Genomic DNA, 14477 nt, shown 5'->3' with positions numbered 1-14477 from the left:
GCCGACCTTGCATCGATGCTGGACTACTACAGACGAGAGAACACATATGAACAGCCTCAATACCCTGCTGACCGCTGCCATTACCACTGCCACCCTCAGCCTTGCCGCCGGCACTGCCAGCGCAGCGACCCTACTGGCCCTGGGTGCCGACGGTCAGCTGTTGAAGATCGACAGCACCAGCCTGAAAGTTACTGCCACGATGTCGACCAACAGCCCAAGCCCGTTGCGCGGCATCGATGTGCGCCCGGCCAACGGCCTGCTCTATGCGCTGGGCAGCGACAATCAGCTCTACACCCTGGACCTGGCCACGGGTGCGGCCAGTAAGGTCGCCAGTTTGGACAAGCAGCTGCCAGGCAGCGGTCAGGCCGTGGTCGATTTCAACCCAGTCGCCGACAAACTGCGCATGCTCGCCGCTGACGGCACCAGCTTTCGCGTCAATGTCGAAACCGGTGAAGTAGTCGTCGATGGCAGCGTCGCCTATGCAGCCGATGGCCCCTATGCCGGCAAGAGCGCCAAGGTGGTAGCGGGTGCCTACAGCAACGCTTATGCCGGCACCCAGGCCACTGCGCTGTATAACGTCGATCTGGCCAGCAGCAGCCTGATGCTGCAGAACCCGCCGAACGATGGCATTCAGCAAATTGTGGGCAAGATCGTTGATGGTCTGAAAAATGCGGCCCTGGATATCGCCAGCGACGGCAAAGGCGGCAACACCGCCTACCTGCTCACCGGCACCACGCTGCATACCCTGGACCTGGCTACTGGTAAGCCGACCACCCTGGGTGAGGTTGCCGACCTGCCGGGCAATATCATTGATATCGCCGTACTGCCAGGCATGTAGAACCTATATCGAGTCTGCTGCGCGTCGGCGATACGGCGTTAAAAATGGCCTCGGCAAGCCGCTTGCGTCTAACGCGCTTTAGCGCGGCCCGCAGGGCGAGTGAAACGAGTAATGCTCATTTACAGCTAGTAAACTCCGCTTCCTCGGCCATTTTTGCCTTGTCTCGCTCTAGCTCGCGAGACTCGAAACAGGTTCTAAGCAAGGACGCGGGAAGGCCCGGCCTTCCCGCTCACGACTTATTTGGCGAAGGTTTCCGCAAACAGATCATCCATGGCCTTGAAGGCGCGCGCAGCCACTACCGGGTGGTATTCATTGCGCCCCGGCACATTGGCCACCGGGCTGGTAAAGGAGTGCACCGCACCGCCGTAGCTGACCAACTGCCAATCGGCTTTGGCCGCTTTCATTTCCGCAATAAAGCCATCGACCTGCTCCTGCGGCACCGCCGGGTCGTCCGCGCCATGCAGCACCAGAACCGGTGCCTTGATGTTTTGCGCGTCACTCGGGTTAGGCGTATCCAGGTTGCCGTGGAACGAGACAAAACCTTTCAGCTCAGCGCCGGAGCGCGCCAGTTCCAACACCGCACCGCCACCGAAGCAGAAACCAATCGCCCCCAGTTTGCTGACATCCAGCGCCACCTGCGCGGTTTGCGCCTTGAGTACCTCCACCGCAGCTTGCGCGCGTTTGCGCATCAACGGCCGGTCGCTACGCACCAGGGTCGCAGCGGCCTTGGCTTCATCAGCATTGGTCGGGCGCACGGCCTTGCCGTACATGTCAGCCATAAACACCACGTATTTATCGCTGGCCGCGCGGGCGGCCTTCTTCGCCGAATCCTCGGTAACGCCCAGCCAGTTGGGCACCATCAGCAGGCCGGGGCGCGGCGTGGTGACCGCATCGTCGTAGATCAACAGGCCCTCGAAGGCTTCACCGTCGATCTCATACGGCACCGGTTTGACCACCACAGCGGCTTCAGCAAAACCGATCATGCCGGCACACAGTAGGGGTAACAGGGTTTTCGTGGACATGGCGAGGCTCCTCGGGATGGATTAAGCGCAGCCACAACCATAGTCCGCAGCGGCGTGATGACCAAGCGTGGACACCGCCTGGAGCAGCCGCAAAGGTTTCAGCCTGTTACCGCCTAGCCCTGCTCTGCCCAGCGCTCCTTGATTTCCAGGATCAAAGGCAGCTGCTGAATAAACAGCTCGACCAGCTGCGGATCGAAATGCCGACCACTTTCCTCCTGCAGCAGGCCGACTGCATCTTCAACCGACCAGGCCGCCTTGTAGGGACGCACGCTGGTCAGTGCATCAAACACATCGGCAATCGCCACAATGCGTCCTTCCAGCGGGATGTCCTCGCCACTCAGGCCATTGGGGTAGCCCGTACCATCCCACTTCTCGTGGTGCGACAGAGCAATGCGCTGCGCCGTGCGCAGCAGGCCGGAAGCATGCTCACCAATAATCCGCGCACCGATCTCGACGTGCTGGCGCATCACCGCCCACTCCTCCTCATCGAGTTTGCCCGGCTTGCGCAGCACCGCATCGGGAATGCCGATCTTGCCGACATCGTGCATCGGCGCGGCGTTAAGCAGCTCTTCGGCGGCCGCTTCACTGAAGCCTGCGGCCAGGGCCAGCACCTTGGAAAAATGGCTCATGCGAATCACGTGCAGGCCAGTCTCGTTGTCCTTGTACTCGGCGGCCATGCCGAGGCGCTGAACGATCTGCAGGCGGGTCTGGCGCAGTTCATCCATGCGCACCAGCGACAGGTGCGTGCGCACCCGAGCGCGCACGATCGGCGGGCTGACCGGCTTGGTGATGTAATCGACCGCCCCCACGGAGAAGCCGCGCGCCTCATCTTCGACATCGGCCAGCGCGGTGACAAAGATCACCGGAATGGCCTCCAACTGGGGCTGCGCTTTGAGTGCCTGGCACACTTCATAGCCGGTCATGCCCGGCATCATCACATCCAGCAGGATCAGGTCCGGTCGCTCACGTTCGGCCATTTCCAGGGCTTTGCCGCCGTCCTTGGCAAACAGCAGGCGGTAGTCCTCCTGCAGGATATGCCGCAGCACCTGCAGGTTGGTGGCCTCATCGTCGACCAGCAAAAGCAGCGGCCGAACATCGACTGGGGTGATCATGGTGTCTGGCTTTCCTCATCATGCAACTGCTGCAGCAGCTCGCTAAGCGACTGCTGCGCCAGGTCAAAGTCAAAATCATCCAGCGCCTGGCGCATACGCGCCAGAGCCTTTTTCTGCTGCGCACCCTGCAGCCCCTGGCTCAGGTAAGCCAGCGCCTGATCATCCAGCCCGCCACGGCTGACGGCTTGCTGCAAACGCAGCAGCGCTGCCCGCAGCTGCTGGCTATCCTGGGTCTGCGTCTGGGTGATCGCCTCCGGCACCAGCGGCAGGGCCTCGGCAACAGCCGCCAGGGCGCGTGACAACTCCAGCAGCAGGCTGCGCAAATGCAGGCCCTCGCGCTGGTTGAACGCCTGCTCGATTGCCAGCCCTAGACCGGACAAATGGGTCAGCGCCAGATTGGCCGCCGCGCCGCGAAAACGGTGCACCAGGCTGCGCCCGGTATCCCAGTCATTCTTCTCCAGCATGCTGTTCAGCTGCTCGACCAGGGCGCCCTGCTCACTCAGAAAGCGTTGAATTGCCTGGCTCATCTGCACCGGCCCGCCCCACAGGCTGGTGCCGCGCTGCCAGTCGAACAAGCCGGTCGTTGCCGCTGCAGTGTTCTCGACGCCCCCGTGGCCCTGAGCCACGCCCAACAGACGCGCCATTTCCGCCAGCAAGGCCGGCAGATCGAGGGGTTTTGAGGCAAAGCCGTTCATCCCGGCATCCAGCGCGGCCTGGCGATCCTGATCCAGCACGCTGGCGGTCAGGGCAATAATCGGGATGGGCGCACGCTGCTGGGTGGCCTCCAGGGCACGGATACGCCGGGACGCTTCCAGGCCGTCGACCAGGGGCATCTGCACATCCATCAGCACCAGATCAAAGCGGCCGCTGATATAGGCTTCAACTGCCGCCTGCCCATCAGCCACGCACGTGACCTGGTGGCCCAGACGCTGCAGGTTGAGCTGCAACAGCTCCAGGTTCTGCGGCACATCGTCGGCGGCCAGAACGTGCAATGCCGCCAGTTGCGGCAGCGCCTGGCCTACCTGCGGGGCCAGGCGTTGACCGGCGCGCAAGGGCAACTCGACGATAAAGCGGCTGCCCTCGCCCAGGTTACTTTCCACCCGCAAGCGCCCGCCCATCAGCTCGACCAGCTGGCGCGAAATGGTGGTGCCCAATCCCGTGCCGCCAAAACGCCGGCTCATCGATGCATCGGCCTGGGCAAAGGGCTCGAAAATCTTCTCCAGGCGATCAGCCGCAATGCCGATGCCACTGTCTTCGACGATCAGGCGGATCGCGCCGGCCTCACCCTGCACGCGCAGGTACACCCGGCCCTGAGCAGTAAATTTCACCGCATTGCCGAGCAGGTTGGTCAGCACCTGTTGCAGGCGCAGGGCATCGCCACGGAAGAACTCCAGCAGCTGCGCCGGGTACTCCAGCTGCAACGCCAGGCCCTTGTTTTCCGCCGCCAGACGCTGGGTAGCGCAAACCTGCTCGCACAGCTCGCGCAGGGAGAAGTCCAAGTCTTCCAGCTCAATCGCGCCACGGTCGAGCTTGGCGGTATCGAGGATGTCGTTGAGCAAACCGAGCAACGAGCGCGACGCCTGCTGCACGGTCTGCAGATGGCGGCGCTGGTCATCGGCCAACGGTGTACCGATCAGCAATTCGGTAAAGCCGATGATGGCGTTCATCGGCGTGCGAATCTCATGGCTCATATTGGCCAGGAAACTGCTGCGCGCCGCCGCTGCCGCCTCGGCACGGTCGCGAGCGGCACGGGTTTCCTGCTCCATCAAGCGCCGTGGGGTCAGGTCGGTGGCCAGCTTGACCACCTTGAAGGGTTTGCCATCGGTATCGAGAATCGGGTTGTAGGTCGCCTGAATCCACACCTCACGCCCACCGCGCGCGATACGCCGGTATTCACCGGCGGAGAACTGGCCATTGCCTAACGCCGCCCAGAACTGCCGGTAGTCGTCACTGTCGGCATACAGAGGGTCGCAGAACAGGCTGTGGTGTTGGCCGATCACCTCGGCACGCTGATAACCGAACAGATCCAGGGCGTTGTCATTGATTTCCAGCACATGGCCGTGCAAGTCAAACTCAACCAGTGCCATGGCCTTGCTGATAGCGTTGACCTTGCCTTCGTACTCGGCGTTGCGCAGCTTGGTTTCGGTCTGGTCGAGCAGTACACCGTCAATCCAGCGTGGAATGCCTTGCTCATCACACACGGCACTGCCGCTTTCCCAGATCCAGTGTTCCTTGCCATCGCGGTCGAACAAACGGTACTCGACGGTGTAATTGCGCCGCTGCTCGATAGCCTCCAGCACCTGGTCGGCCACCGGTTGATAATCGTCAGGGTGATAAAGCTCAGCAATCGACTGGCGCTGGCTAATGAAGTCATCGGCACTCCAACCAGTGAGACCCTGCACCGCATCGCTGACAAACAGCATGGTCCATTGCTCATCTAGCAAGCAACGAAAGGAAACCCCGGGGATATTGCTGATCAGCGAGCGGTATTGCTGTTCGCTCTCACGCAGCGCCTGTTCCATCTGGATGCGCCCGCTGATGTCGTTGACGAACACCACGAACAGCGGGTGATTGCCCGAGCGGGTTACGCCGACGCTGATACGCACCGGCTTGGCCTGGCCGTTGCTGGCAATGCAGTGCAACTCCTGTTCGGCGCCCGACAAGGCCAGAGTGCCGCTGTCCAAGTAGTTGCGCAGGTGCGCCGCATAGAGGTTGCCATCGTGCTCGTTGAGCAGACGGCGGATCGGCAGACCGACCAGCTCATCAGGCTGCCAGCCCAGCAGACGCGTAGCGGCGCGGTTGGTCGAGCGAATGATGCCGGCATGGTCGACCGTCAGGATCGAGTCGAGCGCGGTATCGAAAATCGAGCGTAAATGCTGTTCACTGGCTTGCAGCTGCAGGCTCAGCCGGCGATAGCGCAGCAGCGCATTGGCCGCCACGACAAAAACCGTCAGGGCAACGGTAATCAGCGAGATGGCACTGCCCAGGTACAGGCTATCGAGCACGGCAATCGGCTGCTCCGATTCGGCCACACCAACAAAGCGGGCCGCTTGCATGCCGGTGTAGTGCATACCACTGATCGCCAGGCCCATCACCAGCGCGCTAATCAGCAAGGCCCAGAGCGCTGGCAGGCGGCCTTCCAGACCAAAGCGCACCCACAGGGCAAGAATGGCCAGACCGACCGCCACCAGAATCGACAAGGCAAACATCCAGGGGTCGTAACGCAGCAGCGGCGCCATCTGCATCGCGGCCATGCCGCTGTAGTGCATCGCGCCAATCCCCGCGCCCACCAGCACCCCGCCGATGCACAGCTGCAGCAGGCTCAGGTTGCGCCGCGCCAGCACGGTCAAGGCCACCCAGGACGCTGCCAGGCTCGGCAGCATCGACAGCAAGGTTACGTCGAGATCAAAACGCACCTCGGCGCACAGCTGAAACGCCAGCATGCCGAGAAAGTGCATGGCCCAGACCCCAGCCCCCAAGGCCAGCGAGCCGGTAAGAATGGTGATCTGCCGCCACCAGGCGGTTTCACTGTCGCGGGCCACGCCTGCCAGCTGCAGGGCCATGCCCGAGGTGAACACAGCAATGCACAGCGACATCACCACCAGCAGCGGGTCGTAATTGCTAAGTAGCAAAACGCTGGGATCGGCACTGGCGATAAACAACTGATCAAGAAACTGCATACCACCCCAAGACTGCATCGGTTGTGCATGCGCACCAGTGGCGCAATGACAGCATCACAAACGACCCCGGCCATGCTGTCAATCAAGCGCCGACAAAAAAGCCCGCCAATGGCGGGCTTTTTAGGGGTTACAGCGATCAGGCAGAAAGTTCGACCAGCAGCTTGTTCAAACGCTGCACGTAAGCGGCCGGATCTTTCAGGTTATCCCCAGCAGCCAGTGCGGCTTGATCGAAGAGGATATGAGTGAGATCAGCAAAGCGCTGTTCGTCAGCCTCGCCATCGAGCTTCTCGATCAGCGGGTGAGCTGGGTTGAATTCGAAGATCGGCTTGGAGTCAGGCACCTTCTGCCCGCTGGCTTCGAGGATCTGGCGCATCTGCAAACCCAGGTCCTGCTCGCCGATGGCCAGAATCGCCGGCGAGTCGGTCAGGCGGTGCGAAACACGCACCTCGGCAACCTGCTCACCGAGTGCGGTTTTCAGGCGCTCGACCAGGCCTTCTTTGGCCTTTGCGACTTCTTCCTGGGCCTTCTTGTCTTCTTCCGAATCCAGCTTGCCGAGGTCCAGATCGCCACGCGCCACGTCGACAAACTGCTTACCGTCGAACTCGGTCAGGTAGCTCATCAGCCACTCGTCGATACGGTCGGTGAGCAGTAGCACTTCGATGCCTTTCTTGCGGAACACTTCCAGGTGCGGGCTGTTCTTAACCTGGGCGTAGGACTCGCCTGTCAGGTAGTAAACCTTGTCCTGACCTTCGGCCATGCGCGCGATGTACTCGCCCAAACCAACGCTCTGCTCGCCATCTTCGCTGCGGGTAGAAGCAAAACGCAGCAGACCGGCGATCTTCTCCTTGTTGGCGAAGTCTTCGGCCGGGCCTTCCTTGAGCACCTGACCGAAATTCTTCCAGAAGCTTTTGTATTCTTCCGGCTGGTTCTTCGCCAGTTTTTCCAGCATATCCAGCACGCGCTTGGTCAGCGCCGACTTCATCGAGTCGATGATCGGGTCTTTCTGCAGGATCTCGCGGGAAACGTTCAGCGACAGGTCGTTGGAGTCGACCACACCCTTGATAAAGCGCAGGTACAGCGGCAGGAACGACTCGGCCTGATCCATGACAAATACGCGCTGCACATAGAGTTTCAAGCCACGCGGTGCTTCACGCTGATACAGATCGAACGGCGCACGCGCCGGGGTGTAAAGCAAGGAGGTGTATTCCAGCTTGCCCTCAACCTTGTTGTGGCTCCAGGAGAGCGGGTTCTCGAAATCGTGACCGATGTGCTTGTAGAACTCCTGGTATTCCTCATCCTTGATCTCGGTACGCGGACGGGTCCACAGGGCGCTGGCGCGGTTGACGGTTTCCCACTCAACTTCCGCGGGCTTGTCCTTCTCCTCACCGTGGAATTCTTTCGGCAATTCAATCGGCAAGGCGATATGGTCGGAGTACTTCTTAATGATATTGCGCAGACGCCAGCCATCGGCGAACTCGTCTTCGGCCGCTTTCAGGTGCAGCACGATACGCGTGCCGCGCTCGGCTTTTTCAACGGTGGCAACTTCAAACTCGCCCTCGCCTTTGCTCGACCAGTGCACGCCTTCGCTGGCCGGACTACCGGCGCGGCGGCTGTACACGTCAACCTTGTCGGCAACGATAAAGGCCGAATAGAAGCCCACGCCGAACTGGCCGATCAGGTGCGAATCCTTCTTCTGGTCACCGGTCAGGTGCTGCATAAAGTCTGCGGTGCCGGACTTGGCGATGGTGCCCAGGTGGGTGATCGCGTCTTCACGGCTCATGCCGATGCCGTTGTCTTCGAGGGTGACGGTCTTGGCGTCCTTGTCGAAGCTGACGCGGATTTTAAGCGGGTCGCCGCCTTCGAGCAGCTCAGGCTTGGCCAGCGCCTCGAAACGCAGTTTGTCGGTGGCATCCGATGCGTTGGAAATCAGCTCGCGAAGGAAGATTTCCTTGTTCGAATACAGCGAATGGATCATCAGGTGAAGCAGCTGCTTCACCTCGGTCTGGAAGCCCAGGGTTTCTTTTTGAGTTTCCACACTCATGCTCTCTTACTCCACATTGTTGACGAAGCCGCAGTACGGCGGATGTCATACAGGTGGGGGCATGTTGTGGGATTTCAAGTGTTTGGCTTAAGGCTCAAGCAACTCGATACGGGTAATCTCTTCCGGCAGCAGACTGTAGCTGACTTCGCCCTGCCCGCTCATGCGCTGGCGCAGGACGATCCGCCCATCCTGGTCGATACCATGGAAACGCCCTTCGGCACTGCTACCGCGCTCGGTGGTCGCACGCATGCTGAGGTTTGCATAGCGGTTGGGGCTGCGTAGCAAGCCGTCGAGGCTGAAGCGCACGCGTCGATCCAGCGGCCGACTGACGCGCTCCGGAACGACCGTCGCCACTGCAGCCGGTTTGGCCTCGGCTGCGGGCGGCGCCACTGCGCTAGGCAATGGCGGAAAACTATCGGCAGCAACGTGCCAGCCACGCTTGTCCTGCTTCTGCAGCAGAATTGGCAACTGCTGCAGCTCGCCATTAATCCGCGCCTGGACGTTCAGATCAAGGCTCTGCAAGGGGAAGTTCAGGTTGCCGATGGGCTGCAGCTGCACCTGGCGAGTGGCAAAGCGGCGCTCCAAGTAGTCCTGAATCACGTGGCTGACGGTATCGACCGAGTCGAACTGGCGATCCACTTTATCGCCCTGATAGCGCAGGCCGTTGCGAAACAGCTCAAGCTTGCCGCTCAGGGTGGTCTTGAATTGCGGCGGCAGTACCAGGTGGAAATCACCGGCCAGCTTGTTTGGCGCCAGCGGCTGCAAGTCCAAATGCAAGGTGTAGCCACGGCTCAAGCGTCGCGCTTCGGGCAACTCCTGCTCGGGCAATAACCAGCTGATTTCCACTTCCGGCAGGATGCCTTCATCGGCCGGCAGCACATCGAACCGTACCGGGCCTTTGTCGACTTTCGGCAGACGAATTATCAGCTCACTCTGGGCGAAGAAATCCTGGCCCTCACGCAAGCTCAGCACGCCATCGAGCAACTCGGCCTGCTGCGGCGCGAATGGTCGGCCATTCAGCTGGCCGCGCAGCTCAATGGCCAGTTCGGCCGGTGCCTGTACTTCGGGCTTGAGCCACTTGAGACTGAGGATGTCTTCCAGACGCTGCGCATCATGGCTGGCCAGCAAGGTCAGACCGACCACCAGTGGGATAATCCCCAAACTGGCCAAGGCCAAGGCTGGCCGCGCTGAACGCCAGTGGCGCAGCACATACAGCAAGGTGAACGGCGGCAGGAAACTGGCCCAGCCCCATAGCAGGCTGGTAGCAAAAGCGCGCATCACCAGCCAGACCAACCCGGCGAGTATCAGCAGCAAGCCACCCAGAATCAGCAGCGCATCCATTCAGTATTCCTTAGCGATGGTTAAACGAGGGGTTATCCGCCGGGCCGGCATCCCTCAAGGTTCATCGACCTTAAAGTGCGCCCGCGCCGTGGCAATTGGCTCGGTCTGGTTGGTTTGCCAGGCAGTGATGGCCACGTTGGCGACCCGACGACCCTGGCGCCACACCTGGCATTGCACGAAGGTGTCACGATAATGGCCAGCGCGAAGGTAATCTATCGAGAAGTCGATGATTTTCGGCAAATGTGGAATGCCCATAAACATCAGCAGGTGCAGCATCGCCGAATGTTCCATAAAGCCGGCGATCACTCCGCCATGCAGTGCGGGCAAGGTCGGATTACCGATATTGTCCTGGTTGGCCGGCAGGCGAAACACCATGTCATCGCCTAGGCGCAGGCACTCGATACCGAGCAACTTGGCGTAGGGAATCAGACTGATCAGTGAGTCGTAGTTGTTCTGCTCGTGGGCTTCGCGCACCAGCTGGTTGAGGTTCAGCGTGCTCATTGGCCAGCCCCCTTGGCGGTGCGTTGCAGATCAGCTGGCTTACCCATGCGCATAAACGCCCCAACCACATGGGCAATCGGCTCATCGGGGTTGTCTTGATAGGCATAGCCGCGAGTGAAGATGATGTTCTCGGTCACCCGGTAGCACTCGGCGAAACCAAATACATCCTTGTTCGGCTCGGCCGGGCGCATGTAATCGATGCGCAGGTCGAGGGTCGGGCAGATTTCGAATTCGGGCAGCACGCACACCGTGGAAATGCCACAGGTGGTATCCATCAGCGTGGTGATGGCACCACCGTGGATCACCCCGGTTTCCGGGTTGCCAACAATTTGCGGGCTGTAAGGTAAACGCAGGATCAGCCCCTGCGCATCGGCGCTGTGCACGCTCATGCCGAGCACCTGGCAATGGCGCAGGGCTGATAGAAAACGCTGCGCCCGCGCAACAATAGGGGAATCGCTCATGACTTCAGACTCAGGACAACTGTACAAAGGGTGAGCATGATACCCGCTGTCACAAGGGCCGACATCACGAAGGCAGCCCGTTGATGAGAACCAGCGTTAAATTAATGGGGAACTTCGGCGAAACAGTGCTGTTTAATGGCTATGCCCGGGAGACCCGGCATTGATCACTACATTACAAGGAGTACTAACCGTGCAAAAGCCATTCACCTATGCCCTGCTTCTCGCCGCCATGCTCGGCCTGGCAGCTTGCGAAAAAACCCCGGAAGACAAAGTAGAGTCGGCCAAGGAATCCGCTGCTGAAGCCATCGAATCCATGGGTGATGCCGTTGAAGAAACCGGCGAAGCCAATGAGCAGAAAGCCGATGAAGTGATGGGCACTGAGCCAACCACTGGCGAGAAAATCGAAGACGCTGCCAATGATGCAGCTGACGCCATCAACGATGCTGGCGATGAAGTCAAAGATGCTGTTGACGGCCAATAAGCCTTCCAGCTGAAGCAAACAGGCCCGCTTAATGCGGGCCTGTTTATTTATGGCGCAATCAAAGCGCCGGAACCAGCATCAGCAGCAGGCTGCACAGCAGCCCAACCACCCAAACCACACTGCGCTGCCAGTGCAGGTCAGCCCAGTAGAAAAACAGATAGAGCACCCGCGCCACCACGAAGGTCACGGCCAATACATCCACCAATACGCCGTGGTTATTGGTCACATGGGCCATCAGCACGCCTACGGCAAACAGCGGAAACGCCTCGAAACTGTTCAGGTGCGCGGCCAAGGCACGCGCTCCAAAACCGGTCAGACGAGCTTGCTGGGCGCGTGGATGGTGGTTGTCGTAGTGACCGTCACCCTCCTTCGCCATGGCCTTGGCCACTGGGGCCTTGGCGATAAAGATCAGTAACGCGCTGATAAAGATGCACCAGAATGGGATGCTCATTCGCTTTTCTCCTTGGGCGACTCGAACGCCGGGGTCTGGGTGTAGACCATCACTTCCAGCACATCGGAGTGAAACTCACGGCGGTATAACACCAATACCACACCTGCACTGACCAGCATGAAAAACCATGGATTGATAAACCAGGCCAGGGTAGCCATGCCAAAGTAATAGGCGCGCAACCCTTGGTTGAACTGGTTGGCGGCCATCGAGATCACCCGCGCGGTGCGTTCGGCAAAGGCTTTGCGCTCCTGCTCCGTCACATGCCGCTCACCCACCATCGGCGCAGAACCCACCAGCACGGCGGCGAAGTTGTACTGACGCATGCACCAGCTGAAGGTAAAGAAGGCGTAAACGAACACCATACCCAGACACAGCAGCTTGACCTCGGACAGCTCGCGACTGGCCGCCTGCACAAAGGGCAGATCGGCCAGCAGTGAAACCGCACGATCAGAGGCGCCGAGCACGGTGAGAATACCGGCGAGGATGATCAGCGTACTGGAGGCGAAGAACGAGGCGTTACGTTCCAGATTGCCGATCACGTTGGCATCGGCGATACGGTTGTCGCGCAGCAGCATGCGGCGCATCCAGTCCTCGCGGTACAGGTGCAGCACGCTGGCCAAGCATGGCGTGGTGCGGCCCTTGGCCTGCGCATAGCGGGTGTAACCGGCCCAGCAGACGACGAACCAGATAACAGCCAGCAGGTGCGGCAGGTAGTAGTCACTGATTGGCATGCAAACTCCTTGTTAACCTGCGCCGATTATAGACAGGCCTGGCTTTCAGCTGGCCAACAAAAAGGCCGCTCAGTGAGCGGCCTGGGGTAACAACAGCGGCTAAACAGCAGAACTTAGGCTGCGGCGGTTTTCGGCGCACCCAGCACGCGGTCCACCACAACAGCCAGGACCAAGGTCAGCAGCACCGGCAACAGCCAGCCGAGGCTCTGGTCCGCCAGCGGCAATTGGCTGAAGAAACCAGGGATCAGCGCCTTGCCGCCGGCTGCAGCAACCCCGTCAACCAGGCCAAACACCAGAGTCACGGCCATCACCGGGCGAAATACCCGCACCGACGAACACCACAGATCATCCAGCAGGCTCAGCGCCACCAACACAATGGCCAGCGGGTACAGACCGACCAGCACCGGAATCGAGAAACTGATCAGTTGAGTCAGGCCCTGGTTGGCTACCAGCAGGCTGAACAGACCGAAGGTGATCACCACCGTGCGATAGGAAACCGGTAACAGGCTGCTGAAGAACTCACCACAGGCGGTCAACAAACCCACAGCCGTGGTCAGGCAAGCCAGGGTAATAACCACAGCCAATAACAGGCTGCCAGCCGTGCCAAAGGTGTGCTGCACATAGGCGGTGAGCACCTGCACGCCATTCTGCGCTTCACCGGCAATCCCCTGGCTGGTTGCGCCGAGGTAGAACAACGCCATATACACCAGCGACAAGCCTACTGCGGCGATCAGGCCGGCAATCACCGAATAACGGGTAATCAGCTTGCCATCAGTCACGCCATGATCACGAATCGCGGTGGCAATCACGATGCCGAACACCAGCGCACCGAGGGTATCCATGGTCAGATAGCCCTGCAGAAAACCCTGCACAAAAGGCGTGCTCTGGTAATCCGGCGAAACCTGACCGATCTCCCCTGCTGGAACCAGCAGCGCCGCGCCGCCCAAGACCAACAGTGCGGCCAGCAGCACCGGGGTGATGTACTTGCCGATGCGGTCAACCAGCTGCCCCGGATTGAGGGACAGGAACAGCACCGCCGCAAAGTAGGCCAGGGTGTAGAGCAGCAACGCCGTGCTGCTATTGCCGCTGAACGGCGCAACGCCCATCTCGAACGACACCACCGCAGTGCGCGGCGTGGCAAACAACGGACCGATGGCCAGGTACACCGCGACCGCAAACAGCACGCCGGCGCGCTTACCCAGCGGTGCGGTGAGCAGCGCCATGCCACCACCGACGCGCGCCAGGGCAACGATGGTCAGCAGCGGCAAACCGACGCCTGTGAGCAGAAAGCCCAACGCCGCCGCGCCGATATTCTCGCCAGCTGCCATACCAGCGCTGGGCGGAAAGATGATGTTGCCGGCGCCCAGGAACAGCGCAAACGTCATAAAACCGAGGGCCAGGAGATCCGAGCCTTTCAAACGAGTCATAGAAGGGAATACCACAGGCAGAAAGTTGCAAGTTAAAAACCGAAAGTTCCGAGGGTTTCCCGATGGATCGGGGGAAACGTCACCCAGCCGGTTAAGCAGGGCCACTGCAGCACCCTGAGCCGCTTGTGGCGGAGCAGGCGCTAATAGTTGCAAGCCTAACGAAATTGACGCAGCAGCGGCACTGGCACAGGTCAGGCTGTCGGACTGGTGAAAAAAGCTGTCGCATCGGCAACAGTTCATCCTTGGCCGCCATAAAAAAGGTTCTTCGCGGGATCGTGGGAAAGAGAGGATTGACAGTCAGGGATGCAGGTAAATTGGCAGTCGCCAAACACACCAACCCCTGCACCCTGCTGTCACCATGCATCCTATTGATCTTGCCGCTTTCTGGCCA

At 60.3% G+C, this 14477-nt stretch carries 12 protein-coding genes; 2 read left to right on the top strand and 10 right to left on the bottom strand.

Annotation, left to right across the window (positions count from 1 at the left end; genetic code table 11):
* Positions 1-46 precede the first annotated feature (46 nt).
* Positions 47-838: a DUF4394 domain-containing protein gene (locus tag Q8M42_RS19335; protein WP_304867213.1), complete on the top strand. Its 792-nt coding sequence runs from the start codon at positions 47-49 to the stop codon at positions 836-838.
* 236 nt (positions 839-1074) lie between these two features.
* Here the strand turns inward: Q8M42_RS19335 and Q8M42_RS19330 are convergent, their stop codons facing one another.
* From Q8M42_RS19330 to Q8M42_RS19300, 7 genes are all read right to left on the bottom strand, one after another.
* The gene (locus Q8M42_RS19330) at positions 1075-1860 is read right to left on the bottom strand and encodes a dienelactone hydrolase family protein (RefSeq protein ID WP_304867216.1); all 786 of its coding nucleotides are present in this window, start codon (positions 1858-1860) and stop codon (positions 1075-1077) included.
* 113 nt (positions 1861-1973) lie between these two features.
* The gene (locus Q8M42_RS19325) at positions 1974-2972 is read right to left on the bottom strand and encodes a two-component system response regulator (protein WP_275962800.1); all 999 of its coding nucleotides are present in this window, start codon (positions 2970-2972) and stop codon (positions 1974-1976) included.
* Positions 2969-6652, bottom strand: a complete 3684-nt coding sequence (locus tag Q8M42_RS19320; protein WP_304867220.1) for a PAS domain S-box protein — start codon at positions 6650-6652, stop codon at positions 2969-2971. The genes Q8M42_RS19325 and Q8M42_RS19320 overlap by 4 nt, the downstream gene beginning before the upstream one ends.
* Before the next feature lie 136 nt (positions 6653-6788).
* Positions 6789-8693 carry a molecular chaperone HtpG gene (htpG, locus tag Q8M42_RS19315; protein WP_304867223.1) on the bottom strand — a complete coding sequence of 635 codons (1905 nt, stop codon included), beginning with the start codon at positions 8691-8693 and terminating at the stop codon, positions 6789-6791.
* A gap of 87 nt (positions 8694-8780) precedes the next feature.
* Positions 8781-10034, bottom strand: coding sequence for an MFS transporter (locus Q8M42_RS19310; RefSeq protein ID WP_304867226.1), 1254 nt, complete (start codon positions 10032-10034; stop codon positions 8781-8783).
* A 54-nt stretch (positions 10035-10088) separates the two neighbouring features.
* Positions 10089-10535 (bottom strand): PaaI family thioesterase, encoded by a 447-nt coding sequence (locus Q8M42_RS19305; protein ID WP_090253305.1) that lies wholly within the window; start codon positions 10533-10535, stop codon positions 10089-10091.
* Positions 10532-10996, bottom strand: coding sequence for a PaaI family thioesterase (locus tag Q8M42_RS19300; protein ID WP_304867229.1), 465 nt, complete (start codon positions 10994-10996; stop codon positions 10532-10534). The genes Q8M42_RS19305 and Q8M42_RS19300 overlap by 4 nt, the downstream gene beginning before the upstream one ends.
* A gap of 190 nt (positions 10997-11186) precedes the next feature.
* On the opposite strand from Q8M42_RS19300, the gene Q8M42_RS19295 reads away from it, so the two are divergent.
* Complete coding sequence (locus Q8M42_RS19295; RefSeq protein ID WP_305285335.1) at positions 11187-11477, top strand: hypothetical protein; 291 nt, start codon at positions 11187-11189, stop codon at positions 11475-11477.
* Between the two features lie 58 nt (positions 11478-11535).
* Here the strand turns inward: Q8M42_RS19295 and Q8M42_RS19290 are convergent, their stop codons facing one another.
* From Q8M42_RS19290 to brnQ, 3 genes are all read right to left on the bottom strand, one after another.
* Positions 11536-11928, bottom strand: coding sequence for an MAPEG family protein (locus tag Q8M42_RS19290; RefSeq protein ID WP_304867235.1), 393 nt, complete (start codon positions 11926-11928; stop codon positions 11536-11538).
* Positions 11925-12659, bottom strand: a complete 735-nt coding sequence (locus Q8M42_RS19285) for a DUF599 domain-containing protein (RefSeq protein WP_304867238.1) — start codon at positions 12657-12659, stop codon at positions 11925-11927. The genes Q8M42_RS19290 and Q8M42_RS19285 overlap by 4 nt, the downstream gene beginning before the upstream one ends.
* Positions 12660-12772: 113 nt before the next feature.
* Complete coding sequence (brnQ, locus tag Q8M42_RS19280; protein WP_304867241.1) at positions 12773-14086, bottom strand: branched-chain amino acid transport system II carrier protein; 1314 nt, start codon at positions 14084-14086, stop codon at positions 12773-12775.
* Between the last annotated feature and the right edge of the window lie 391 nt (positions 14087-14477).

This window comes from Pseudomonas sp., from assembly GCF_030684895.1.
In the GTDB taxonomy this organism is placed as follows: domain Bacteria; phylum Pseudomonadota; class Gammaproteobacteria; order Pseudomonadales; family Pseudomonadaceae; genus Aquipseudomonas.
Note: the sequence above shows the minus strand (reverse complement) of the source record. Positions and strands in the feature narration are given on the sequence as shown.